Genomic DNA, 22,578 nt, shown 5'->3' with positions numbered 1-22,578 from the left:
TTTTGGACGTACTTTCGCTGATACCTCAATTTGGCAATCTTCTTTGGACGATTGTGGCTTTTGTCATCGCGTTGTCCGTTATCGTGGCCGTGCATGAATACGGCCACTACATTGTGGGGCGCTGGTCCGGTATCCATGCCGAGGTGTTCTCGATCGGGTTCGGCCCTGTGCTTTGGAGCCGCGTGGACAAGCGTGGCACCCGCTGGCAGATCGCATTGTTGCCGTTTGGCGGATACGTGAAGTTCCTGGGCGATGCCAATGCCGCGTCAGGGAAAGATGAAGAAGCGATGGGCGAAATCGCCACTCAAAGCCCCGACGAGTTGCGGCGCACCATGCATGGGGCCCCCTTATGGGCGCGGGCTGCTACGGTGGCGGCAGGTCCGGCATTTAACTTTGCGATGTCCATTTTGGTCTTTGGCCTGATTTTCTGGTCGCAGGGGGTGTCGCGCGAACCGTTGACCGTGGGTTCATTGCAGCCTCTGCCAGGGACGGTGCAAGAGCTGCGTGAAGGTGATGTGATCACCGCGATCTCGGGCATCACTACGCCGGACTATGATGAAGAAGGGGCATGGCAGGATTTCATCGATGCACTGCCGGTGCAACCAGTTCTGGATTATACAGTAATCCGAGACGGCGAAACGCTGGACGTTCAAGCGCCTTGGATGTTCCCACCGCTTATCCGGCAGGTCGCCCCGCGCAGCGCCGCTATGGATATCCAGCTGGAGCAGGGCGATGTTATCACTGCGGTGAATGGCGAGCCGATCTTTGCCTTTGATCAATTGAAGGACTTTGTCGAAAGCTCGGATGGCCGCGTTCTGCTTTTGAACGTATGGCGAGACGGATCCGATCTGGAGTTTGCACTTGCGCCTCGACGCACGGACGAGCCTCAACCGGAAGGTGGGTTTGTCACCCATTGGCGGATCGGCATCATCGGTGGAATGATGTTAGAACCTGCTACGGAGCCGGCCGGTCTTGTGGATTCACTGCGCGGCGGTGTCATTCAAACAGGTCGGATCATCGAAGGGTCTTTGTCCGGTATGTGGCACATGGTGACGGGAGCGATCAGCACCTGCAACATTTCAGGGCCAATCGGGATCGCCGAAACCTCGGGTGCGATGGCCAGCCAGGGGGCGCAGAACTTTATCTTCTTTATCGCAGTGCTGTCGACAGCCGTTGGTTTGTTGAACCTGTTCCCGATTCCGGCACTGGATGGCGGCCACTTGGTTTTCTACGCCTACGAAGCCGTCGCAGGTAAACCACCCAGCGACGGCGCATTGAGAATTCTCATGGGGCTGGGCATCACTATTATCCTGACTCTGATGCTGTTTTCGGTTAGCAACGATCTGTTCTGCTGATTGTGGCGTTAGGCGCTAATTTGGGCCGCATTCCTGCCTTATTTCGGGGCTATGCTCTTTGCGTCGAAAGGGTATCACCATGACCGAAGCGCTTAAAAAATCGTACCAGGGGTTCAGCTTGCTTTTCATGCTGAACCGTGACGTGTTGTTGAGCTTTGCGATGACAGCGCTGGCGCTGGCAGGTGCAGCTTATCTGGCCGGGATCTATCTGGCGGGATTCTGATTCTTACCGAAATGCTGGCAGCTTCTGGTCCACCCTTGTGGTGGAATGCTTCTATTTCGCCTTTTGACAAGCTCATTTAATCCCGTTACTCAGCAATAAAGTTCTAAAATTCTGGGTAGAGCACAAAATGACTGACAGGCGAAACGCGGGCACATCCTGCGGGGGGCAAATGCCGACAAACAATATTTTGTGGCAGGCGCTAACGGTTCTTTTCCTTTTTGTTGCAGCGAGTTTGACGGCTTTTCCGAACGCGGCGCAGGCGCAAAACTTCACGATCAACTCCTTCCAGGTTGAGGGCAACCGTCGGATCGAAACCGGCACAATTATAGCCCGAACCGGAATCGAACCGGGCCAAACAGTCACCGCCGGACAGATTAATGATGCCTATCAGCGATTGCTTGACAGTGGTGTATTTGAAACAGTCGAGCTGACGCCGCGTGGCACTACTCTGGTGATCGAAGTTCAGGAATACCCCACGATCAACCAGATCAGCATCGAAGGAAACGCTCGGGTTAAAGATGACGTTTTGTTGGACGTCATCCAATCCGAACCGCGCCGAGTCTTTACCCCTCAGGTGGCGGAAGCAGACGCGGATTTGATTGCCGAAGTTTACTCAGCGCAGGGCAGGGTCGCCGCAACGGTCATTCCACGGATCATCCGCCGAAGTGACAACCGGGTCGATCTGGTTTTTGAAGTCGCGGAAGGCACAACCATCGAAGTTGAGCGTGTCAGCTTTGTTGGCAACCGGGCATTCTCGGACCGCCGTTTGCGCCGGGTTCTCGAAACCAAGCAAGCAACGTTCCTTCGGACCTTCTTCCGTAACGATACGTTTATTGGCGACCGCATCGAGTTCGACAAACAGGTCATTCGCGATTTCTACCTGTCGCGTGGCTACGTCGATTTCCGGGTGAACAGCGCCAATGTCGAATTCACGCGTGAACGGGATGCGTTCTTTCTGGTTATGAACGTCACAGAAGGGCAAAAGTTCTCGTTCGGCAAGATCACTACGGTCAGTGAAATCCCCGGCGTCAACGCCGCAGAATATCAGGATGCGCTGAAGATCAAACCTGGTGTGACTTATACGCCCACGCTGATTGAAAACTCGATTGCCCGGCAAGAACGTTTGGGCGTCAAAAAGGGCGTGGACTTCCTGCGGGTCGAGCCGCGCATCACCCGCAATGACCGTGAACTGACACTGGATGTGGAGTTTGTCCTGACCAAAGGTCCGCGCATCTTTGTTGAACGGATCGACATTGAAGGCAACACCACCACGCTGGACCGCGTCATTCGCCGTCAGTTTGACACGGTCGAGGGTGACCCGTTCAATCCCCGCGAAATTCGTCAGGCGGCCGAGCGGATCAATGCTTTGGGTTTCTTCGCCACCGCAGATGTCGAGCCGCGCGAAGGGTCTTCGCCCAGCCAGGTGATCTTGGATGTGGATGTAGAAGAACAACCCACAGGCTCGCTTAGTCTTGGTGGTAGCTACTCGGTAACGGACGGTTTCGGGATCGCGATTGGTCTGAATGAATCCAACTTCCTGGGTCGTGGTCAGAACCTAGGTCTGACGATTTCGACCGCCCAGGACTCCGAGCAGTATTCGATCAGCTTTACAGAGCCGTATCTGCTGGGCCGTAAGCTGCGTTTTGACTTGGGGCTGGGGCTGTCGGGAACAAACTCGGGCTTTGCAAGCTATGATACCAGTTCGCTGTTCTTCACCCCACAACTGACCTATGCCATCGGGGAACTGTCGTCGCTGCGGTTGCGCTATGGTTGGGATCGCAGTGAAATGACACAGCAGGACAACGAAGTGAACGGCGCAGTTATTTCGTCGGAAATCGCTCAGGGTAAGCGGACGTCCAGCTCTTTAGGTGTGTCTTACGTGTATGACAGCCGTCGCGGTGGTCTGGACCCGAATTCCGGCGTTCTTTTCGAAGTTGGCGTTGATGCTGCGGGTCTTGGTGGCGACAACAAGTACTTCAAAACCACCGCACGCGGTATCGCACAAACCCGCGTTTGGAACGAAGAGGTCGTGCTGCGGGCGTCGATGGAGCTGGGTGCGCTGCACTGGCGGGGGAACGATTTCAGCCGTACGATTGACCGCTTTGTGCTGGGGCCCAATACGTTCCGCGGATTCGAGCCTGCAGGTCTTGGCCCACGGGATCTGTCCAACGGTCAGGATGACGCCATCGGTGGTAACTATTACTGGGTTGCACGCTTTGAAAGCGATTTCCCGCTTGGCCTGCCCGAAGAATTGGGTCTGCGCGGCGGTGTCTTTTACGACGTCGGTAACCTCTATGACATCGACAACGTCAACACCGCCGGTGCGAATATCGTCGGTGCAAACGGCTCGATCCGCCACGTGATTGGCATCGCTGTTCTCTGGGACACACCGTTCGGACCGTTGCGGTTCAACTTCTCGCAGGCTCTGAAAAAAGAGAGCTTCGACAAGGAACAGAACTTTGACTTTACGATTCAGGCTCGGTTCTGATCAGACATGTTGAATAAGATAATGAAAACAGCACTGGGCCCTTTCGGGGCCCTGTGTCTTTTGTCGGTTGTTTTGACCGCATCGTTGGTTTCGGCACAACAACTCGGCGTACCGCAAGCCAGTGTCGTTACCTTGTCCAGCGAAGAACTGTTTTCCAAGTCGGCCTTCGGTCAGCGTGTGCGGCGAGAGGTCGAAAAAGAAAGTGCCCTGCTTGCGGAGGAAAACGAACGGATTGTGGTTGAGCTCAGCCAGGAAGAAAAAGAACTGACGGAACAGCGCGCGACCTTGCCGGCTGAGGAATTCCGCCCATTGGCCGAGGCTTTTGACTCCAAGGTTCAGTCTCATCGCGAAGGCCAGCGCGCCAAGCTGGATGCCTTGGCGCGGCGCAGTGAAGAAGCACAACAGACCTTTTTCGAGATCGTCCGCCCCATCCTTGTAGACTTGTTGCGCGAATTTGGAGCCAGCGTAATGATCGAACGATCCAATGTGGTCGTCAGCACCACCGACATCACTGACGCAGCCATCGCCCGTATCGATGCTGCAATCGGGGATGGCAGTTCCCTCCAAGAGGGCAATGGCGAATAGGGTTGCTTGCCCTTGGGTTGCTGTATTGCTAACCACGCGGAAAAGAAACATCCAAAACGGGATATCTGATCAATGACCACGGAAACCAAAAGCGCCGACATTCAGCTGATCCAGAGGATCTTGCCACATCGCTATCCGTTTTTGCTGGTCGACAAGGTGGTGGACATCTCGGGTTATCAGTCGGCGCGCGGCATCAAGAACGTGACTATGAACGAGCCGCACTTTCAGGGGCATTTCCCCGGCACACCGATCATGCCGGGCGTCACAATCGTCGAAGCCATGGCTCAGACTGCGGGTGTGATGTTGGGTGTTGGCATGGATGTCATCGATACTGAATTGCTGATCTATTTCATGAGCATCGACAAGTGCAAGTTTCGCCGCAAGGTAGTGCCAGGTGACGTTCTGGAAATGCATGTGGAAACAGTGCGCGGTAAAAAAGGCGGCAAGCTGTTCAAATTCAGCGGTCGGGCCACGGTTGAAGGAGAAGTAGCAGCCGAGGCCGAGTTTTCGGCCTATGTTGATTGGGATATGGAAAAAACAACATGAGTGGAATCCATCCCAGCGCAATTGTTGAAGAGGGCGCTCAGATCGGGCAGGGCTGTACGATTGGTCCATTCTGCTATGTCGGCGCGCAGGTCAAACTGGCGGATCGGGTCGAGCTTAAATCTCATGTGGTTGTGACCGGAGATACATCGGTTGGCGAAGACACCGTCATTTTCAATTTCTCGGTGATTGGTGAAATCCCGCAGGATCTGAAGTTCGGTGGCGAAAACACCCGCCTGGAAATCGGTCAACGTAACCGGATTCGGGAACATGTGACGATTAACACCGGCACCGACGGTGGCGGCGGCGTCACGCGCATCGGGGATGATTGTCTGTTGATGGCAGGCGTTCACGTGGCCCACGACGTGCAGATCGGCAACCGCGTCATCATGGTCAACCACGCAGGGGCAGCTGGTCACTGTATCGTGGAAGACGATGTGATTGTCGGCGGCATTTCAGGGCTGCATCAATGGGTGCGCGTCGGGCGCGGAGCAATCATTGGTGCGCTGACCATGGTGCCCAAGGACGTTATTCCCTACGGTCTGGTGCAGGCCTCACGTGGTGAGCTGGACGGCTTGAACCTTGTAGGTCTGAAACGCAAGGGTGTTTCGCGCGAGGATATCTCGGCGCTGCGCGCGGCCTTCAAGGAACTGTCCGAAGGCGATGGAACCTTTATGGACCGCGCCAGCCGGATCGGCGAAGGCAATGAAAGCGATTACGTGCAGCGGATCGTCGATTTTGTCACCGGCCACAGTGATCGCTCATTCCTGACACCGGGGAAATAAACCCATGCTGGCGTTGATTGCGGGAACAGGGGCATTGCCGACCGAAGTGGTGGCACAGTTGACCGAACGACCTTTGATCTGCGCAATGGAAGGGTTTCTACCTGACGATTTGACGGCGGATATTGTGTTTCCGCTGGAACAGCTGGGCAGCTTCATCGCCGATCTGAAGGCGCGGGGCGTGACGCAGATTTGTCTGGCCGGTGCGGTTCAGCGCCCGGCTATCGACCCAAGCCGCATTGACGCCGCGACGCTACCATTGGTTCCGGTGATCCAAAAGGCAATCATGTCCGGAGATGACGGCGCGTTGCGTGCGGTCATCGGAATCCTTGAAGATGCAGGGCTGCAAATGCGGGCCGCACACGAAATTGCGCCGGGGTTGCTTCCTCCATTGGGCTGTCTGACGGATGCCCAACCCTCCGAGGCCGACATGGCCGATGCGGTCCGTGCTTCAGGTATTCTGCGTGCAATGGGGGCCGCAGATACAGGGCAAGCCTGCGCTGTGTTAAATGGCCAGGCCCTGGCGATTGAAGGGATATTCGGCACCGCTTGGATGCTGAAATCTTTGACCCAACGACCAGATGCGGGCGGAGGAATACTGTTCAAAGGGCCCAAACCCGGTCAGGACCGGCGCGCCGATCTACCGGCCATCGGACCCGATACCGTCACCGATGCGGTTGCGGCCGGGTTGTCCGGAATCGTATTGGAAAAAGGCGGCGTGCTTGTGCTGCGGCAAGAGCAGGTCATCGCAGAATGTAACCGTCTGGGCCTGTTCCTATACATCCGCGAGCGGGCGGCCTGATGCGTGTCTTTCTGGTCGCCGGAGAACCTTCGGGCGACCGGCTGGGTGGCGCGTTGATGGCAGGCTTGAAGACTCTGATCCCCGATGTGGAATTTGACGGGGTCGGTGGCCCGCTGATGGAGGCGCAGGGTCTGACCAGCCGGTTTCCCATGTCCGAGCTTTCAGTCATGGGCCTTGTCGAAGTTCTGCCGAAGTTCTTTCACCTCAAGCGCCGAATCTCCGAGACCGCGCAGGCCGTGCTGGATACAAAACCGGATGTGTTGATCACCATCGACAGTCCGGATTTTAGCCTGCGTGTTGCCAAGATTGTAAAGGCCGCAAGCAACATCCGCACAGTTCACTATGTCGCCCCTAGTGTCTGGGCCTGGCGGCCGGGGCGGGCCGATAAGATGGCCAAGGTTATTGACCATGTGCTGGCGCTGCTTCCTTTTGAGCCGCCGTATATGGAACGGGCAGGGATGGAGTGCGATTTTGTCGGTCACCCCGTGGCCAGCGAGCCTGTGGCCACGCCGGAAGACATCGCCGCGTTTCGGAACCGCTTTGATCTGGGGGATGCGCCGATCCTGTTGGCCTTGCCCGGATCACGTCGGGGCGAGATTGAACGGCTGGCAGAGTCCTTTGGCCGTGCATTGCGGCTGTTTATCGAGGCTCATCCGGGCTACCGCGTGGTGATCCCGACCGTTGGCGCGACAACCGAGCTTGTCAAAGAGCGGGTCGCGGGCTGGCCCGGAGACCCGGTAGTGCTGGACCCGCGCTATGAAGGCGCGGATCAAGCGCTTGCCAATAAGCGTTCCGCGTTTGGCGCGGCCAGTTTGGCGCTTGCGGCGTCGGGAACCGTGTCACTTGAGCTTGCTGCGCAGAACACGCCCATGGTCATTGCCTACAAACTCAACTGGCTGACACAGAAGATGGCCGAGCGGATGGTCAAACTGGACACCGTAACGCTGGTTAATCTGGTGTCAGATACGCGCGCTGTGCCGGAATGTCTGCTGGATGAGTGCGTACCAGCAAAGATCGCCGACGCCTTGCGCAATGTGATCAACGCCCCGGATGCGCAGCAGCTTGCCATGAGGCTAACCATGGACCAATTGGGCCGAGGTGGCGAAGCCCCCGGTTTGCGGGCCGCGCGGGCTGTGTTGGACAGAATGCAGGTCGATTATGCTTGATCATGCGCTGTTCGCGGTGTCTGCCGGGATCGCGATGGTATCCACCAATCTCGATAATTTGGCCGTCTTGTTGGGTCTGATTTTGGTGATGGAACAACGTCGCGCCATCATTGGCTTTGCGGTTGCTCAAACCCTTGTTCTGACCCTGGCGATGACCGTCGCGCTTGGTCTGAACCAAAGCGGTGTCCCGTTCTGGATCGGGTATCTGGGCATCGTGCCCCTGGTTTTTGGTTTCCGCGGTATCTGGAAACAGTATCGTGACGCCGAAGCGCAGGACGCGGATTCCAATGCGGCCGTGACTTCGGTAGTGACGCTTTTCCTAAGTCTTTCGATTGACAGTTTCGCGGTCATGACCCCTCTGCTGGCGGACTCTGCGCCCACTTTTCGCGTTGCTGCGCTGGTTGGCGCAGTAGTGGCTGCCACCGGTCTGGTCGCCGTTGCGACGTGGGGTGCGCCCCGCGCCAAAAGCCTCGGCCCTCGCGTCGTACGTCTGGATCGGATCGCGCCGTACATCATGGTCTGTGTTGGTCTCTATATTCTCTTTAATTCGCCCACGGATGTTATGTGACAGAGAGAGGATACGCCGTATATCGCATATGTGATCCTTATCCGGGTGGTGCACCGACACGGGGCTGCGATATCCTCGTCGAAAAAGGAGCTTTGCTATGACCCGCATTCCCCCATTGTCGGATCAAGAAATGACCGAAGAGGCACGCGCGTCTCATTCGGCTTTGGGCGCATATGGGCCGTTCGATAATTGGGCTCGTGTTGCGGCCTATTGCCCTTCGATTCTGGAAAATGTGACGGGAATGCTGACCACATTGCGCGAACAACAGAATCTGCCCCAGCGCGCGCTTGAACTGGCGATGGTGACGGTATCCAAGCTAAACGCCTGCGACTATTGTGTTTCACATCATACACCGATGCTGACCGTCGCGGGCCTAAGTCCCGAGGGTGCTGCGCGTCTGCCGGACGTTGAGGATCATCCAGAACTGGACGCTTGTGACAAAGCCGTGGTGCGCTATGCAGAGGCCGTGACAACACGATCCGGTCGGATGCGGGACGCCGAAGTATCGGACCTGCGGGAGTGGTTCAGTGATGCGCAGATCGTTGAGCTGACCTGGCGCATCGCCCTTTGTGGAGCGTTCAACCGCTTCAACGATGCCCTTCAGATCCAGATCGAAGCAGAGGTCGAACCGGTCTCAGCCTAATTCGCGGTTGCAAGGATTTCCCTGAAAACCCAACCTTCCAATGTTCCAGACGCAATGGCCACGCTGTCCCCATCATGGTCGATGGCGGACACGGTGATCTGATCATAGGTCGTCAGGATATTGCATTCATTTGCTGTCGCCAGTTCAGCAAGCTTTGAATGGCGATCCTTTTGCCCGTCGGCACCGAGTTGCAGTTCGATTGAAGACTGAAAATGCGATACCCAATCCGAAGTTTCGCATAAGGCAAATGTGCCGGGGTGAAGGGTATAAATTCCGTCTTCTGGAGGATGAGCAACGCCATTGGCCGCAGTGATGGGGGTGGCATCCGGAGTGTCGTCATACTGATCGTCCAGTGAGTCGAAGAAACCTCGTTGATCTTTTTCCGGTGCTTGGCTGGGATCGTCCGCGATCCGCAAAAGATGGTCGATCGCATCAGGCAGATCGCCATCTTCTTCGACGAGATCAACAGTGAAGCTGGTCTTTCCTCCATCCCATTCCAACTTGGATTTCACTTTGTAGTAATAAAATTTTGCATATGTCGAGTGACGCAGGATTTGGATCTGCTCATCGCTCAACGGAACCCTGATCGTGACGGCTCCGGTGTAGGCGTCAGGTCGAGCGCATCCACCGCAGACGCTTGCAGGGATGGTCAGTATCTCGGTGTCGTATTCATCAAAAAAAGTAAGTCGATCAAAGCTGGCAATAGCCTCGGGATTGGCCTGATCGAGCATGTCGCTGTCTGAAAGTTTATTCAAAAAATCATGATCGTAAGCGTTCGCAGGTTCGGACCCAAACAGCCCGGCGCCGAACTGTAGCCCCGGGTTGGTTTGAAAGTGGTTTGAATCAATGCCGATCGGCTCCGGGTGGTCCAACCTGAACCACCACCGTGTATCCCGGTCGTCCTCAAGGCGTAGGCTGACATAGAAATCGCGCCATTGTATTCTTGCCTGCCAGCCGTCTGCTTCATCAAGCAGCGCTTTCAGGGTCCATTCTTCTGCATTCTCAGCCAGCGATATTGCTGGAATAGCCAGGAACAAAATAAGAAAACGGTAGAGTCTAAGCATTGTGTATTCCGGTTAAGGTATTACTTTGAAACCGAAATATCCTGTGCGATCTGCTATTTCAATAACTTGTTCAGTATCCACGCCAGATCCAGCCGCCGCCAAAAATGCGGCTGCCTTCACCTGCATAAAACACACATGCCTGACCCGGTGAAATACCTTCCTCGGGTGTCAGCAGTTCGACCTCGGCTGTGGTGTCGGACAGGGGCCTAACAATCGCCTCACGCGGGGGACGGGTCGAGCGGACTTTGACTGACAGATGCCATTCGTCGCGCGAGGTGAAAGGTTCATCGCCCAGCCAGTTGATCTCGCGTACCGGAACGACACGGGTGGCCAGCATCTCCTTGGGGCCGACAACGACCTGTTTCTTGTCGACGTCCAGTTTGATGACATAAAGCGGCTCAGTCAGGCCGCCGATGCCAAGACCGCGCCGTTGACCGATCGTGTAGTGAATCACGCCATCATGCTGCGCCAGAACGCGGCCATCCGCGTGAACGATCTCGCCCGGCTCTGCCGCACCGGGACGCAGCTTTTCGATCACGCTGGCATAGTTGCCATTTGGCACAAAGCAAATGTCCTGACTGTCGGGTTTGTCCGCAACGGACAACCCGTATTGCGCCGCCATTTCACGCGTTGCGTCCTTGGATGGCAGGTGGCCCAGAGGAAAACGCAGGAAATCCAACTGTTCCGGTGTGGTCGAAAACAGGAAATAAGATTGATCGCGGTTCGCATCCTCGGCGCTGTGCAACTCGGGTCCGTTGGGACCCATCTTGCGTTGGATATAGTGGCCGGTGGCCATGCAGTCGGCCTCAAGATCTTTGGCGGTTTCCAGCAAATCCTTGAACTTCACCCGTTCATTGCAGCGAATGCAGGGCACAGGGGTAGCTCCCGCCAGATAGCTGTCGGCGAATTCGTCGATCACAGCATCTTTGAAGATGTTCTCATAATCCAGAACGTAATGCGGAAAACCACGTTCTTCGGCCACACGACGCGCGTCGTGGATATCGATCCCAGCGCAACACGCGCCTTTCTTGGCCAGCGCCGCTCCGTGGTCATAAAGCTGCAACGTAACCCCCACAACGTCATAGCCCTGATCCGCCAGATAGGCCGCCACAACCGAGCTGTCGACGCCACCCGACATCGCAACGACCACCCGCGTTTCCGAAGGCGGCTTTGCAAAACCAAGCGAGTTCAGCGGGGTCTCGGTATCGAGGGCCATGATCAGTTCCGTTTCGGGTTAAGGAAGACCGCCGGAATATAAGAAAATTCTAAACATTCTCAAGGGGCGGTTTCACGCGCTCTTAAGTAGCCTGATGTCAGCTGTGATGCAGTAAGAAAAGGGTTGAAAGATGTTTTTGCACAAAGTGGAAGGCCCTCGGTCTGTGACATTGCCTGACGGTACCATTCTGACACGCGCTGATCTGCCACCTTCTGATACACGGCGTTGGGTGGCCTCACGCAAGATTTTGGTTGTGCGTGGCGTGCTTTACGGCCTGATCAGCTTGTCTGATGCCAAGAAAAATTACGGGATCAGTGATGAGGAGTTCAATGGCTGGGTGTCTCTTGTTGCGGAACATGGTGCCGAAGCACTGAAAGCCACAGCCCTAAAAAAATATCGACAACCTAAGGGAGAGTGTGAATAACTGATTCAACGGTAACGTCAGATTAACCATTCTTGTTCAGGTTTATTTTTAATTGGAATTGTTGACCGAATTGGAGCAGTAAAAAATGCGCGTACTTCTTGTCGAGGATGATCCGACCACGTCTAAAAGCATTGAGCTCATGCTGACGCATGCAAACCTCAACGTCTATGCAACGGATCTTGGCGAGGAAGGAATCGATCTGGCGAAACTCTATGATTACGATCTAATTTTGCTGGATCTGAACTTGCCGGACATGAACGGGCACGAGGTGCTGCGCCAGTTACGTATCGCACGGGTTGAGACACCGATTCTGATTCTGTCAGGGGCCGATGACACTGAAAGCAAGATCAAAGGCTTTGGTTTTGGAGCGGATGATTACCTGACCAAACCCTTCCACCGCGAAGAACTGGTAGCGCGTATTCACGCCATTATCCGCCGGTCGAAGGGGCATTCGCAGTCCATCATTCACACCGGTCGGGTTGCGGTAAACCTGGATGCCAAAACCGTTGAGGTGGACGGAAAGACTGTTCATCTGACCGGCAAGGAATATCAAATGCTTGAACTGCTTAGCTTGCGTAAGGGCACGACCCTTACCAAAGAGATGTTCCTGAATCACCTCTATGGCGGCATGGATGAACCTGAACTGAAGATCATCGACGTGTTCATCTGCAAACTGCGCAAAAAGCTCAGCAATGCGACCGGCGGCGAGAATTATATCGAAACCGTCTGGGGGCGCGGCTATGTGCTGCGCGATCCGCAAAGCAATACTCTCGACGAGACGCGGATGGCTGTCGGTCTCTGATTGGAACCACCCGTGCCGCTGGTGGTCCAGGGCGGCACTTTACACTCACGGCTCAGCACGTCTGGACCTGGCCATGGCCTCGCCCTATCACTGAGGTCCAAGAACGCGTGACAGGGCGAGGCCATGAGCAACTCCATTTCCATATCTGATCTGACCGAAGACCAAGCGCGCGCCGAATTGGCGCGCCTTGCGGCTGTGCTGTCTCGGGCAAACACGCTGTATCATGGGACAGACGCGCCTGAAATTTCGGATGCGGAATACGATGCGTTGAAGCGCCGAAACTCTGAGATTGAGGCGCGATTCCCCAACCTCAAACGTGATGACAGCCCGTCGGACCAAGTCGGCGCCAAGGCAGCGGACGGGTTTTCGAAGGTAACGCATGCTGTTCGTATGATGTCGCTGGGCAATGCCTTCGATGACGAGGACGTGGCCGATTTTGACAGATCGATTCGAAAGTACCTGGGTCTGGGCTCCGATGAGCCATTGTCTTTCACGGCTGAACCAAAGATTGACGGTCTGTCGCTGTCCTTGCGCTATGAAAACGGCCAACTTGTTCAGGCCGCGACGCGAGGGGACGGTGAGGTCGGCGAGAATGTGACGGCGAATGCGCGTACCGTCTCGGATATTCCTCAGCAGTTGAATGGCGCGCTCGAAGTGCTTGAGGTCCGTGGCGAGGTCTATATGTCTCATGCCGATTTCGAGGCGCTGAATGCGCGGCAAGCAGAACGAGGTGGAAAGCCCTTTGCCAATCCACGTAACGCAGCGGCCGGGTCTTTACGGCAAATAGATGCGGAAATCACGCGATCCCGACCCCTAAAGTTTTTTGCCTATGCGTGGGGTGAGGTGTCCGAACCCTTGGCAGACACACAATTGGGTGCGATTGAGCGACTGCAATCTCTTGGGTTTTCGACAAATACACTGACGCGCCTATGTCAGACGACCCAAGAGATGATCGCGCACTATCGGGAAATCGAGGCGCAACGGTCCACCTTGGGATATGACATTGACGGGGTTGTCTACAAGGTCAACAATTTGTCGCTTCAGGCGCGTTTGGGGTTTCGCTCTACTACGCCGCGATGGGCAATTGCGCATAAGTTCCCCGCCGAACTGGCCTGGACGAGGCTAGAGGCAATCGACATTCAAGTTGGCCGCACTGGTGCGCTCAGCCCCGTGGCCCGTTTGCATCCAGTGACAGTTGGCGGCGTTGTGGTTTCGAATGCCACTTTGCATAACGAAGACTACATTGCCGGGCGCGATGCCAAGGGCAGTACGATCCGAGAAGGCAAGGATATACGTGTCGGGGACTGGGTACAGGTTTATCGCGCGGGTGACGTGATCCCGAAAGTTGCCGATGTCGATCTGACCAAACGCCCTGAGAACACTGAGACATTTCCGTTTCCGCAAGAATGTCCTGAATGCGGTAGTGCGGCTATTCGCGAGGAAGGCGATGCCGTGCGCCGCTGTACGGGCGGTTTGATTTGTCCGGCGCAAGCGGTAGAAAAATTAAAACATTTTGTGTCTCGCAAGGCGTTTGATATCGAAGGCCTGGGCGCAAAACAGATTGAAATGTTTTACGATGACCCGGTCCTTCCGATTAACACCCCTGCTGACATCTTCACATTGGAACAGCGCGACAACGGTAATCTGGCCCGGTTGAAAAACCGGGATGGATGGGGCGAGACCTCGGCCGGAAATCTGTTTGCTGCGATTGACGAAAAACGCAAAATTCCATTTGCGCGCCTACTGTTTGCCTTGGGTATTCGGCATGTGGGCGAAGTTGGCGCGCGCGATTTGGCGTTGTATTACCGTGAGTGGGATGCCATGGCGCAGGCGTTGGATGCTGCTCGCCCGGCGGCTTTGGCGCAGCGGCAAGCCGATGAGGCCGAAGATGCGGAACGAGCGACAGCGGCGACCGAGGGCCGTCGTGCCCGCGTCAAGGAAGTGCGTGATGCGGCTATCGCAACGGCCTGCGTTTCTTCAGAGGCCAATGCAGCCTGGGCTGATCTGATCGGGATTGATGGGATCGGCGCGACGCTTGGCCTTTCCCTTTCAGATGCTTTTGCAAATGAGGAAGAGAGGCGCGCATTTGATACGCTACGACAGGAGTTGACCGTCATTGCTCCGGATGCACCCGCATCGGACAGCCCGGTGGCAGGAAAAACCGTGGTGTTTACCGGGACGCTGGAAAAGATGACGCGAGCTGAAGCTAAGGCTCGGGCCGAGGCATTGGGTGCGAAAGTTTCGGGATCTGTCAGCAAGAAAACTGATATTTTGGTTGCAGGACCGGGTGCCGGATCGAAAGCCAAAAAGGCCGCAGAACTGGGTATCGAAACCTTGGACGAGGATGGCTGGTTGCAGCTGATCGAAGGCGCATGAGCGGACGGCCGGAACAGCTTTTTCCGCTTTTTGCGGATTTGGAGACGCTCGATGGTGTCGGTCCCAAAACCGCGCAAGTCATGGCGCAGACCGGCGTGGAAAGTCCGCGCGATGTTTTGTTTGGTTTGCCCTACGCAGTGGTTGACCGTCGTAGGCGTGATACGATCCAAGGCGCTGATTTGCCTTCCACGTTGACAGTTGAGGTCACTGTGGGCACGCATCGCCCGCCACGCAGTAAGGGTGGGGCCTATCGTGTTCATGTCGAAGACAGTCAGGCCGATTTTCAGTTGGTCTTCTTTCATGCGCGCGGAGATTATCTGAAAAAGGTGCTGCCTGAGGGATCGCGCCGGGTGATTTCCGGTAAGTTGGAATTGTTCGACGGTATGGCCCAAATGGTGCATCCGGATCATATGCTGCCAGTAGAAAAGGCCCGAGAGATCCCGGAATTTGAACCTGTCTACCATCTGACACAAGGGCTGACCCAGAAAACCGCGTTCAAGGCCAGTCGCAGCGCGTTGGCGCGGGCGCCTGAGCTTGAGGAATGGATCGAACCCGCTCAGGTGGCGCAACAAAATTGGCCGGATTGGGCTTCAGCCATTCGCTCCGGTCACAATCCGCAGGGGGCAGATGATGTCGCCCCCTTTGCACCCGCGCGGCAGCGTTTGGCCTATGACGAATTATTTGCGCATCAGTTGACCCTGGCATTGGCCCGCCAACGGGAACGTAAATCTCGTGGAATTGTTAGTGTCGCGACCGGGAGGTTGCAATCCAAGGTGTTGGCCAGCCTTCCTTATCATCCGACCGGGGCTCAAAACCGCGCGATCGAAGAGATCGCGGCGGATATGGCTTCGGACGCTCGGATGAACCGACTGCTTCAGGGTGATGTGGGGGCGGGTAAGACACTAGTGGCCTTCATGGCGCTGTTGATTGCGGTCGAAGCAGGCGGGCAGGGTGTGATGATGGCCCCGACCGAGATTCTTGCACGCCAGCATCTGGAAGGGTTGCGGCCACTGGCCGAAGAGGCCGGGGTGGTTTTGGAACTGCTCACGGGGCGAGATAAGGGTGCTGAGCGTCGTGCCAAGCTTGAGGCGCTGAAACAAGGTAGTATTCAGATACTGGTCGGCACCCATGCGGTGTTTCAAAGTGACGTGGAGTTCAAGGCTCTGCGCTTGGCCATCGTCGATGAACAGCACCGCTTTGGTGTTCGGCAACGGATGGAACTGTCGGAAAAAGGGCAGGGTGCCGACGTTCTGGTGATGACGGCAACTCCAATCCCGCGAAGCCTGGCGCTTGCGCAATACGGGGACATGGATGTCTCGGTTCTGGACGAAAAACCGCCCGGGCGAAAACCGATCAAAACGGCGATTGTCAGCACGCAGCGTATGGATGAGGTCGTGTCGCATCTTCGCCGCGCGATTGAAGAGGGGCGACAGTGTTACTGGGTCTGCCCATTGGTCGATGAATCCGAGGTTTCAGACCTGACCGCCGCCGAAGAACGGTTCAAACGTCTGCGTGCCATTCTGGGGGAAGGCGTTGTGGGGCTGGTCCATGGGCAGATGCCGCCCACTGACAAAGACGCGGCGATGAGCGCGTTTCAGAACGGTGACACCAAGGTTCTTGTGGCGACTACTGTGATCGAGGTTGGGGTCAATGTTCCCAACGCCACGATCATGGTGATTGAACGGGCCGAGATTTTCGGGCTTGCGCAGTTACACCAATTGCGAGGGCGTGTGGGGCGTGGCGACGCGGACTCAACCTGCCTGCTAATGTACCAACCGCCGCTCAGCGAAGGTGGGCGCAGACGGCTGGAGGTTTTGCGGGAAACCGAGGATGGGTTCCGCATTTCCGAAACCGATCTTGTGATGCGCGGGGCCGGGGATCTGATCGGGACCGCACAATCCGGCCTTCCTAAGTTCCATATCGCCGATCTTGAACGTCAGGCCGGATTGATGGCTGTCGCCCAATCAGATGCGCGCGCATTGCTGAATGCAGACCCGAAACTGACGTCGGAACGGGGCCGTGCCGCGCGTGTTCTTTTGTGGTTGATGAAACAAGATCAGACTATCCGTTTAATTTCAGTGGGTTAGGTGAAGTGTTCTAAAAAGTTCACAAATGTTCTTAAAAAGTTCTTTACCGACTCGGTTAAATATGAGAACAAAAGGTCAACAAAGGATTAAAGCTCTGACCGGAGGTGACCCTATGCTGACCCAGATCAAGACCGCTTTCACCCGCGCGCAATCGACCATTTTTCAGGATGCGGTTGGCGTGATGTCTTTGGTCGTGATCCTGATGGTAGCTTTGCACCTGCCGGTTGGTTTCTAAGCCTTTCTGCCTGCGATCTCGTGCCGAAAAAACCGCGCTGTCATCCCCATTTCAGTCAAGGGTGACCTGCCTGTCCCAAACCCCTTGAGGGGCCATGCCTCGGCCCCGCGCGGTGAACCGGACCCCACACGAGACACGCAATGCCTGCCGCCGCCCTTTCGCCCGGAAGGAGCGGCGGTTTTTTTCAGCAGACCAGTTTTGAAGATCCCAAGCAGCGCGGACATGACAGAGTTGAGCGCGATAATCGCAGCTATTGTCCCGATCGGGTCAATAACAACCCAAAGCGTGACGAAATGCTCTAGTAGATTGTTCTAACCCATTCCTCCTGAAATCTGACCTGAGGCGGAACAGGTTTACTTTAGTTTGCCAAGTTTATGCGCAATGGGCCTGTTCGGCCTGTGCCATGGCCTCGGCTGTGGCATCCAGCGCCAGAAGGATCGAGGCGTGCCGGTTCTTATAATCCCGTGCCGGCATAAGGACTTCGAGCCCGTCGAAGGGAGCATCTGGAGCAGGTCCATCTTTTTTCAGCATTGCAGCCAACTGATCGCGAGCAGCTTCGACCTGAGCACGCGTCGCGCCAATGATCGCATCCCCCACGACCGCGGCAGAAGCTTGACCCAAGGCGCAGGCTTTGACGTCCTGACCAAAGGCACGCACCCGGCCGTCCTGAACCTTGACATCCACTGTCACGGTCGAGCCGCACAGCGGAGACCGTTTCTTGACCGTTGCATCTGGGTCGTCCAGACGGTCAAGATGCGGAATATCCGCCGCCAGCGCTAGGATGCGCCCGGAATACAACTTTATCAGGTCGTTCTCGCCGCTCATGGCTTTCCCTCGTCGTGTGTTCCTCATACATAGTGGCCAGCCCACCGGATGCAAAAGGTTTTTCGAGATGACTGAGCCTGTCATATTTGACCCATCGACATTGAAATATAACGAGGCGGGCCTGATCCCTGCAATCGCACAGGATGACGCGTCGGGCGAGGTTCTGATGATGGCTTGGATGAATGCTCAGGCCGTTGAAAAGACGCTGGAAACGGGCAGGGTGACCTATTGGTCGCGGTCTCGTCAGTCTTTCTGGATCAAGGGCGAAACATCAGGCCACACGCAAGAGCTTGTGGATTTTCGGATCGATTGTGACCGCGATTGCCTTCTGGTACTGGTGCGTCAGACCGGGGCTGCTTGCCACACAAATCGCCGGACCTGCTTTTATACTGCTGTTCGTGACGGGGCCGAGACAGAATTGATGGCTCCGATGGAATAAGCGCGCCGGATCAAAGCCCGACCATACGCCGAATGTCTGCGGGGCTGGCGCCTTCAGCGCGATATTTTGCGATCGCACGCGCATCGTCGCGCTTGGCCAATCGTTTGCCTGCATCATCACGGATCAGATCGTGGTGAAAATACTCGGGCGTTGGTAAATCCAATAGAACCTGAAGCAGAACATGGATGCGGGTCGCTTCGAACAGATCCCGACCCCGAACAACACGCGTGATTCCTTGCGCCGCGTCGTCCAGGACAACGGACAGATGGTAAGACGTGCCCATGTCGCGGCGGGAGAGAACAACATCTCCGACGGTTGTTTCCATCTCATCCGGAGTGAAGGTGATTACACCTGTTTCCCCGTCGGGGCCGGAACCGAGTTCAGTGAACTGAAGTCTGGACCTCTCCTGAATCGCTTGACAAGCCTTGGAAATGTCCAGCCGTACAGCTTCGTGTTTTGGGCGAAGGTGTTGGGTTAAGTCTTTGCTTGCATTGGATTTACGACAGGTCCCGGGATAGATTATTCCGTCAGGCCCGTGCAGCGGTGCGCCTTCCTGCGGAGCGCTGGCTGCAGCGGCAATATCTTTGCGGTTGCAGGTGCAGGGATACAGAAAGCCCCGCGCCCAGAGTTGATCCAGGGCGGCATCGTAAACCGCCATGCGATCCGATTGGCGCATAACAGGACGTGGCCAATTCAGGCCCAGCCAGGTCAGATCATCATATATCTGATCCTCCCAATGCCGACGCGAACGGGATTGGTCGATATCCTCGATCCGCAGCAGGAACTGACCACTTTCAGCTTTGGCCATGTCGTTGGCCATCAATGCGGAATAAGCGTGGCCCAGATGAAGTGGCCCGGTTGGAGATGGCGCAAAGCGCGTCAGGAAAGTCACGCTTTTTCTATTATATACACGTCAGCGTTAAGGTTGACTCCGGGTAGATGCGGCCCATGTTCACGAAATAGCAAACGTGCGGCCCCCATGTCGACCCAATCCGTAACGCGGCAGGTGAAAGTGTGATCTGCCAGCGCGTGATCATTCAAAGAAAACGCAAACAGCCCTCCTTTGGGTAAAGCATGCATCAAAGCGTCGATTGTCTCTGCCGGGGCAGCGCCCTTACCGATGACACCGATGGCTGTGACAATCGAATATGCACCACGTTTGAGCGGAGCTGGCTTGGTGATATCGAAGCCGGTCAGCTTTCTGTACACACCCTTAGCATTTGCCTCTTCCAGCATTTTGGGAGTGGGATCCATGCCATCGATAGTCTCGAACCCGACTGAGCGCAAAGCCTGACCGGACATTCCGGTTCCACATCCAAAGTCCAGCACCGGGGTTTCAGGGTGGGGGTGGGCAGACCACAACGCCGCCGCCACGCGACCTGGCGTGACATATCCATGATCTTCGACCTCTTTATCATAGGTCGCCGCCCAGTTCTTGTAGTGCGATTCTGTTTCTTGTGGCGTGTCGAGGTTGTAGGTGCTGTCTAGGAACTTGTCGGTCATACCCGCATGCTAGGCCGAGACCGTATTGTGCGTCCAGTCAGCAATGCTCCAACCAGGTGCTCCATTCTGACTTGGCGCGGTCGGTATAGGCCTTGTACCGGTCCTTCCGGCCTCGACGACCACCCTTAAGGCCTTCTACCGGTCGGAACAGGCCAAAATTCACATTCATTGGCTGAAAGGTCTTTGCCTCGGCCCCACCGGTAATGTGATGAATCAAAGCGCCCATTGCGCTGTCCTGCGGCACGTCCGGCAGATCACGCCCAAGTATTTCTGCTGCTGCCAAACGCCCTGCCAGCAAACCCATTGCGGCGCTTTCAACATACCCTTCGACGCCCGTGATCTGCCCGGCGAACCGGATATTCGGCTTGGATTTCAGCCGCATCTGCGCGTCAAGCAATGTGGGTGAGTTGATGAATGTGTTGCGGTGAATGCCGCCCAAGCGAGCAAAGCTGGCGCTTTCCAGGCCGGGGATCATTCGGAACACCTCGGTCTGGGCACCGTATTTCATCTTGGTCTGGAAGCCGACGATGTTGAACAACGTGCCCAGTGCATTGTCGCGGCGCAGCTGCACCACGGCATGAGGTTTGACGTCCGGTGCATGTGGATTGGTCAGGCCGACCGGTTTCATAGGGCCATGGCGCAAGGTTTCGCGCCCGCGTTCTGCCATGACCTCGATGGGCAGGCAGCCGTCAAAGTAACCGGCTGTTTCGCCCTCATGGAACTCGGTCTTGTCAGCAGCCAGAAGTGCGTCGATGAACGCCTCATACTGATCACGGTCCATCGGGCAGTTCAGATAGGCTGTGCGCTCTTCTTCTGTTTCGCCTTTGTCGTACCGCGACTGCATCCAGGCCTTCGACATATCGATGCTCTCGGCATAAACGATGGGCGCAATGGCATCAAAGAAGGCCAGCGCCTCGGCACCAGTTTCCGAGCGGATCGCTTCGCCCAGTGCTGGCGAGGTCAAGGGCCCTGTTGCAAAGATCCATTGGTCGTCATCGGGCAGGGTGGTCACTTCTTCATCCGTGACCGAAACGCGTGGGTGGGCGCGGAGTTTTGCGGTGACGCTTTCGGCAAAAGGGTCACGATCCACCGCAAGCGCCCCTCCTGCGGGCAGGCGATGGGCGTCGGCCGTTGTCATGATCAGCCCGTTGGCAGCCCGCATTTCCCAATGCAGCAGGCCCACAGCATTCTGTTCGTCATCATCCGACCGAAATGAGTTCGAACAGACCATTTCAGCCAGATTGCCGGTTTGATGGGCAAAGGTGCCAACGGTTGGGCGCATTTCGTGAATCATCACGTCAACGCCCATTTCCGCCGCTTGCCACGCCGCCTCGGATCCGGCCATGCCGCCGCCTACAATGTGCAAAACTTGTGTCATGCGCTGCCACATAGGACAGACCACAATCGGGCGCAACTCAGCCAGCGCCAGTTTCGTTAATTTTAAAGGGGGGTCTTGGGGTCGCCGCTGCGGGAATGTCAGCGCTGGTGAGAGAGACCAGCTGGAGGGACCTTCCGCCCACGGCGACCCAAAAGTGTCCTGAGGCCTCAGCCTCGACCCAGCTTTGCCACAGAGTCGCCGTTTTGAAAAGTGCAAAAATCAAAACAGTGGCAAAAAATGTGCAAAACAATTGCCTCATTGGGTCCAATTGGGGGGGCGCTTTTCAATAAAGGCGGAAATGCCTTCTTCTGTGTCCCGGTGCAACATATTCTGCGCCATTACCTCTCCGGTATAGGTGTAGGCCTGATCCAGGGGCATCTGAAGTTGTTGATAAAACGCCTCTTTTCCGATTTTCACGGCAACGCCAAGCTTTGAGGCTACAAGCTCAGCCAATGCATTGGCTTCATGGTCCAGCTGCGATTCCGGGATGACGTGGTTGATCAGCCCAAGTTCTGCGGCCCTTTCGGCTGAAATGAACGCGCCTGTTGTCAGCATCTCAAAAGCTTGCTTTCTGGGGATGTTGCGGCTGAGCGCCACCATTGGTGTCGAGCAGAACAACCCGATATTGACCCCGTTCACGCCAAAGCGCGTACCCTCGGCTGCAACAGCCATGTCGCAGGTCGCAACCAGCTGACACCCGGCGGCGGTGGCAATGCCATGGACCTGAGCGATAACGGGTTGAGGAAGCGACTGGATTGACATCATCATCCGGGCGCAGCGCGCAAACAAATCCTTGAAATAGGCTTTGCCCCCATCTTCGGACTGACGTCCGCCTGTCATTTGCTTCAGATCGTGCCCGGCACAAAAAGCCTTTCCAGCGCCTGATAAGATCACTGCGCGGATGGACCTGTCATCGCGCAAAGCGTCAAGTTCATCCTGAAGCGCAGCCAGCATCTCTTCGCTCAGCGCGTTCAACCGCTCGGGCGCGTTCATTGTAAGCCGTGCCACCGCGCCAGTGTCGTTACGTTCCAGAATTGCCATCTTGCCCTCCGATCCCAAGTTGGGCCAACTCTA

At 56.2% G+C, this 22,578-nt stretch carries 24 protein-coding genes; 17 read left to right on the top strand and 7 right to left on the bottom strand.

All coding sequences use genetic code 11. The features are described from left to right. Positions 1 to 2 precede the first annotated feature (2 nt). From rseP to GOV91_RS02405, 10 genes are all read left to right on the top strand, one after another. Complete coding sequence (gene rseP, locus GOV91_RS02450; protein ID WP_171234321.1) at positions 3 to 1,355, top strand: RIP metalloprotease RseP; 1,353 nt, start codon at positions 3 to 5, stop codon at positions 1,353 to 1,355. Positions 1,356 to 1,434: 79 nt separating this feature from the next. After that, positions 1,435 to 1,578 (top strand): hypothetical protein, encoded by a 144-nt coding sequence (locus GOV91_RS02445; protein ID WP_171234320.1) that lies wholly within the window; start codon positions 1,435 to 1,437, stop codon positions 1,576 to 1,578. A gap of 127 nt (positions 1,579 to 1,705) precedes the next feature. Next, entirely contained in the window at positions 1,706 to 4,066 is a 2,361-nt protein-coding gene (gene bamA, locus GOV91_RS02440) for an outer membrane protein assembly factor BamA (protein ID WP_171234319.1), read from the top strand. Positions 4,067 to 4,087: 21 nt separating this feature from the next. Next, positions 4,088 to 4,651 carry an OmpH family outer membrane protein gene (locus GOV91_RS02435; protein ID WP_254440579.1) on the top strand — a complete coding sequence of 188 codons (564 nt, stop codon included), beginning with the start codon at positions 4,088 to 4,090 and terminating at the stop codon, positions 4,649 to 4,651. Between the two features lie 72 nt (positions 4,652 to 4,723). After that, entirely contained in the window at positions 4,724 to 5,197 is a 474-nt protein-coding gene (gene fabZ / locus GOV91_RS02430; RefSeq protein ID WP_050602398.1) for a 3-hydroxyacyl-ACP dehydratase FabZ, read from the top strand. After that, a complete protein-coding gene (gene lpxA / locus GOV91_RS02425; RefSeq protein ID WP_171173915.1) occupies positions 5,194 to 5,979 on the top strand; it encodes an acyl-ACP--UDP-N-acetylglucosamine O-acyltransferase in 786 nt (261 codons plus the stop codon). Before fabZ ends, lpxA begins: the two co-directional genes overlap by 4 nt. 4 nt (positions 5,980 to 5,983) lie before the next feature. After that, the gene (locus GOV91_RS02420; protein ID WP_171234317.1) at positions 5,984 to 6,778 is read left to right on the top strand and encodes an LpxI family protein; all 795 of its coding nucleotides are present in this window, start codon (positions 5,984 to 5,986) and stop codon (positions 6,776 to 6,778) included. Further along, positions 6,778 to 7,944 (top strand): lipid-A-disaccharide synthase, encoded by a 1,167-nt coding sequence (lpxB, locus tag GOV91_RS02415; protein ID WP_171234316.1) that lies wholly within the window; start codon positions 6,778 to 6,780, stop codon positions 7,942 to 7,944. Before GOV91_RS02420 ends, lpxB begins: the two co-directional genes overlap by 1 nt. Beyond that, positions 7,937 to 8,512 carry a hypothetical protein gene (locus tag GOV91_RS02410; RefSeq protein ID WP_171234315.1) on the top strand — a complete coding sequence of 192 codons (576 nt, stop codon included), beginning with the start codon at positions 7,937 to 7,939 and terminating at the stop codon, positions 8,510 to 8,512. Before lpxB ends, GOV91_RS02410 begins: the two co-directional genes overlap by 8 nt. A gap of 97 nt (positions 8,513 to 8,609) precedes the next feature. Continuing rightward, complete coding sequence (locus tag GOV91_RS02405; RefSeq protein ID WP_171234314.1) at positions 8,610 to 9,155, top strand: carboxymuconolactone decarboxylase family protein; 546 nt, start codon at positions 8,610 to 8,612, stop codon at positions 9,153 to 9,155. On the opposite strand, the gene GOV91_RS02400 is transcribed toward GOV91_RS02405, so the two are convergent. Next, positions 9,152 to 10,219, bottom strand: a complete 1,068-nt coding sequence (locus GOV91_RS02400; RefSeq protein ID WP_171234313.1) for a hypothetical protein — start codon at positions 10,217 to 10,219, stop codon at positions 9,152 to 9,154. The genes GOV91_RS02405 and GOV91_RS02400 overlap by 4 nt on opposite strands. 70 nt (positions 10,220 to 10,289) lie before the next feature. After that, positions 10,290 to 11,435 (bottom strand): tRNA 2-thiouridine(34) synthase MnmA, encoded by a 1,146-nt coding sequence (gene mnmA / locus GOV91_RS02395; protein WP_171234312.1) that lies wholly within the window; start codon positions 11,433 to 11,435, stop codon positions 10,290 to 10,292. A 130-nt stretch (positions 11,436 to 11,565) separates the two neighbouring features. Between mnmA and GOV91_RS02390 the strand changes: the two genes are divergently transcribed. The 6 genes from GOV91_RS02390 (at position 11,566) to GOV91_RS02370 (ending at position 17,661) form a co-directional block, all read left to right on the top strand. Beyond that, positions 11,566 to 11,859 (top strand): DUF1153 domain-containing protein, encoded by a 294-nt coding sequence (locus tag GOV91_RS02390; RefSeq protein ID WP_171234311.1) that lies wholly within the window; start codon positions 11,566 to 11,568, stop codon positions 11,857 to 11,859. An 85-nt stretch (positions 11,860 to 11,944) separates the two neighbouring features. After that, a complete protein-coding gene (gene ctrA / locus GOV91_RS02385) occupies positions 11,945 to 12,661 on the top strand; it encodes a response regulator transcription factor CtrA (protein WP_171234310.1) in 717 nt (238 codons plus the stop codon). Between the two features lie 123 nt (positions 12,662 to 12,784). Continuing rightward, the gene (gene ligA / locus GOV91_RS02380) at positions 12,785 to 15,037 is read left to right on the top strand and encodes an NAD-dependent DNA ligase LigA (protein WP_171234309.1); all 2,253 of its coding nucleotides are present in this window, start codon (positions 12,785 to 12,787) and stop codon (positions 15,035 to 15,037) included. Further along, a complete protein-coding gene (recG, locus tag GOV91_RS02375) occupies positions 15,034 to 17,124 on the top strand; it encodes an ATP-dependent DNA helicase RecG (RefSeq protein WP_171234308.1) in 2,091 nt (696 codons plus the stop codon). Before ligA ends, recG begins: the two co-directional genes overlap by 4 nt. A gap of 112 nt (positions 17,125 to 17,236) precedes the next feature. Next, the gene (locus tag GOV91_RS22805) at positions 17,237 to 17,359 is read left to right on the top strand and encodes a hypothetical protein (RefSeq protein WP_256368504.1); all 123 of its coding nucleotides are present in this window, start codon (positions 17,237 to 17,239) and stop codon (positions 17,357 to 17,359) included. A 140-nt stretch (positions 17,360 to 17,499) separates the two neighbouring features. Continuing rightward, positions 17,500 to 17,661: a hypothetical protein gene (locus GOV91_RS02370; RefSeq protein WP_171234307.1), complete on the top strand. Its 162-nt coding sequence runs from the start codon at positions 17,500 to 17,502 to the stop codon at positions 17,659 to 17,661. Positions 17,662 to 17,731: 70 nt separating this feature from the next. On the opposite strand, the gene GOV91_RS02365 is transcribed toward GOV91_RS02370, so the two are convergent. After that, on the bottom strand, positions 17,732 to 18,184 hold the full coding sequence (locus GOV91_RS02365; RefSeq protein ID WP_171234306.1) for an iron-sulfur cluster assembly scaffold protein: 453 nt from the start codon (positions 18,182 to 18,184) through the stop codon (positions 17,732 to 17,734). Between the two features lie 67 nt (positions 18,185 to 18,251). Between GOV91_RS02365 and hisI the strand changes: the two genes are divergently transcribed. Beyond that, the gene (hisI, locus tag GOV91_RS02360; protein ID WP_171173938.1) at positions 18,252 to 18,623 is read left to right on the top strand and encodes a phosphoribosyl-AMP cyclohydrolase; all 372 of its coding nucleotides are present in this window, start codon (positions 18,252 to 18,254) and stop codon (positions 18,621 to 18,623) included. A gap of 10 nt (positions 18,624 to 18,633) precedes the next feature. Here the strand turns inward: hisI and gluQRS are convergent, their stop codons facing one another. The 4 genes from gluQRS to GOV91_RS02340 form a co-directional block, all read right to left on the bottom strand. Continuing rightward, positions 18,634 to 19,515, bottom strand: coding sequence for a tRNA glutamyl-Q(34) synthetase GluQRS (gene gluQRS, locus GOV91_RS02355; RefSeq protein ID WP_171173941.1), 882 nt, complete (start codon positions 19,513 to 19,515; stop codon positions 18,634 to 18,636). Continuing rightward, positions 19,512 to 20,126, bottom strand: coding sequence for a class I SAM-dependent methyltransferase (locus tag GOV91_RS02350; protein WP_171234305.1), 615 nt, complete (start codon positions 20,124 to 20,126; stop codon positions 19,512 to 19,514). The genes gluQRS and GOV91_RS02350 overlap by 4 nt, the downstream gene beginning before the upstream one ends. A 37-nt stretch (positions 20,127 to 20,163) precedes the next feature. Continuing rightward, complete coding sequence (trmFO, locus tag GOV91_RS02345) at positions 20,164 to 21,504, bottom strand: methylenetetrahydrofolate--tRNA-(uracil(54)-C(5))-methyltransferase (FADH(2)-oxidizing) TrmFO (RefSeq protein WP_171234304.1); 1,341 nt, start codon at positions 21,502 to 21,504, stop codon at positions 20,164 to 20,166. A gap of 255 nt (positions 21,505 to 21,759) precedes the next feature. Next, the gene (locus GOV91_RS02340) at positions 21,760 to 22,545 is read right to left on the bottom strand and encodes an enoyl-CoA hydratase (RefSeq protein ID WP_171234303.1); all 786 of its coding nucleotides are present in this window, start codon (positions 22,543 to 22,545) and stop codon (positions 21,760 to 21,762) included. Positions 22,546 to 22,578: the final 33 nt, after the last annotated feature.

Origin of the sequence: Ruegeria sp. HKCCA6837, from assembly GCF_013034475.1 — a bacterium.
Taxonomy (GTDB): domain Bacteria; phylum Pseudomonadota; class Alphaproteobacteria; order Rhodobacterales; family Rhodobacteraceae; genus Ruegeria.
This window is presented reverse-complemented; position numbering and strand designations above follow the sequence as displayed.

Coding starts and splice junctions, on each gene's coding strand:
- bamA (WP_171234319.1), top strand. CDS start 1,706: ATGACTGACAGGCGAAACGCGGGCACATCCTGCGGGGGGCAAATGCCG.
- GOV91_RS02365 (WP_171234306.1), bottom strand. CDS start 18,184: ATGAGCGGCGAGAACGACCTGATAAAGTTGTATTCCGGGCGCATCCTA.
- GOV91_RS02405 (WP_171234314.1), top strand. CDS start 8,610: ATGACCCGCATTCCCCCATTGTCGGATCAAGAAATGACCGAAGAGGCA.
- GOV91_RS02435 (WP_254440579.1), top strand. CDS start 4,088: ATGAAAACAGCACTGGGCCCTTTCGGGGCCCTGTGTCTTTTGTCGGTT.
- trmFO (WP_171234304.1), bottom strand. CDS start 21,504: ATGACACAAGTTTTGCACATTGTAGGCGGCGGCATGGCCGGATCCGAG.
- GOV91_RS02400 (WP_171234313.1), bottom strand. CDS start 10,219: ATGCTTAGACTCTACCGTTTTCTTATTTTGTTCCTGGCTATTCCAGCA.
- mnmA (WP_171234312.1), bottom strand. CDS start 11,435: ATGGCCCTCGATACCGAGACCCCGCTGAACTCGCTTGGTTTTGCAAAG.
- lpxA (WP_171173915.1), top strand. CDS start 5,194: ATGAGTGGAATCCATCCCAGCGCAATTGTTGAAGAGGGCGCTCAGATC.
- ctrA (WP_171234310.1), top strand. CDS start 11,945: ATGCGCGTACTTCTTGTCGAGGATGATCCGACCACGTCTAAAAGCATT.
- ligA (WP_171234309.1), top strand. CDS start 12,785: ATGAGCAACTCCATTTCCATATCTGATCTGACCGAAGACCAAGCGCGC.
- lpxB (WP_171234316.1), top strand. CDS start 6,778: ATGCGTGTCTTTCTGGTCGCCGGAGAACCTTCGGGCGACCGGCTGGGT.
- GOV91_RS02390 (WP_171234311.1), top strand. CDS start 11,566: ATGTTTTTGCACAAAGTGGAAGGCCCTCGGTCTGTGACATTGCCTGAC.
- GOV91_RS02410 (WP_171234315.1), top strand. CDS start 7,937: ATGCTTGATCATGCGCTGTTCGCGGTGTCTGCCGGGATCGCGATGGTA.
- GOV91_RS02420 (WP_171234317.1), top strand. CDS start 5,984: ATGCTGGCGTTGATTGCGGGAACAGGGGCATTGCCGACCGAAGTGGTG.
- hisI (WP_171173938.1), top strand. CDS start 18,252: ATGACTGAGCCTGTCATATTTGACCCATCGACATTGAAATATAACGAG.
- fabZ (WP_050602398.1), top strand. CDS start 4,724: ATGACCACGGAAACCAAAAGCGCCGACATTCAGCTGATCCAGAGGATC.
- GOV91_RS22805 (WP_256368504.1), top strand. CDS start 17,237: ATGCTGACCCAGATCAAGACCGCTTTCACCCGCGCGCAATCGACCATT.
- GOV91_RS02370 (WP_171234307.1), top strand. CDS start 17,500: ATGCCTGCCGCCGCCCTTTCGCCCGGAAGGAGCGGCGGTTTTTTTCAG.
- GOV91_RS02340 (WP_171234303.1), bottom strand. CDS start 22,545: ATGGCAATTCTGGAACGTAACGACACTGGCGCGGTGGCACGGCTTACA.
- recG (WP_171234308.1), top strand. CDS start 15,034: ATGAGCGGACGGCCGGAACAGCTTTTTCCGCTTTTTGCGGATTTGGAG.
- GOV91_RS02445 (WP_171234320.1), top strand. CDS start 1,435: ATGACCGAAGCGCTTAAAAAATCGTACCAGGGGTTCAGCTTGCTTTTC.
- GOV91_RS02350 (WP_171234305.1), bottom strand. CDS start 20,126: ATGACCGACAAGTTCCTAGACAGCACCTACAACCTCGACACGCCACAA.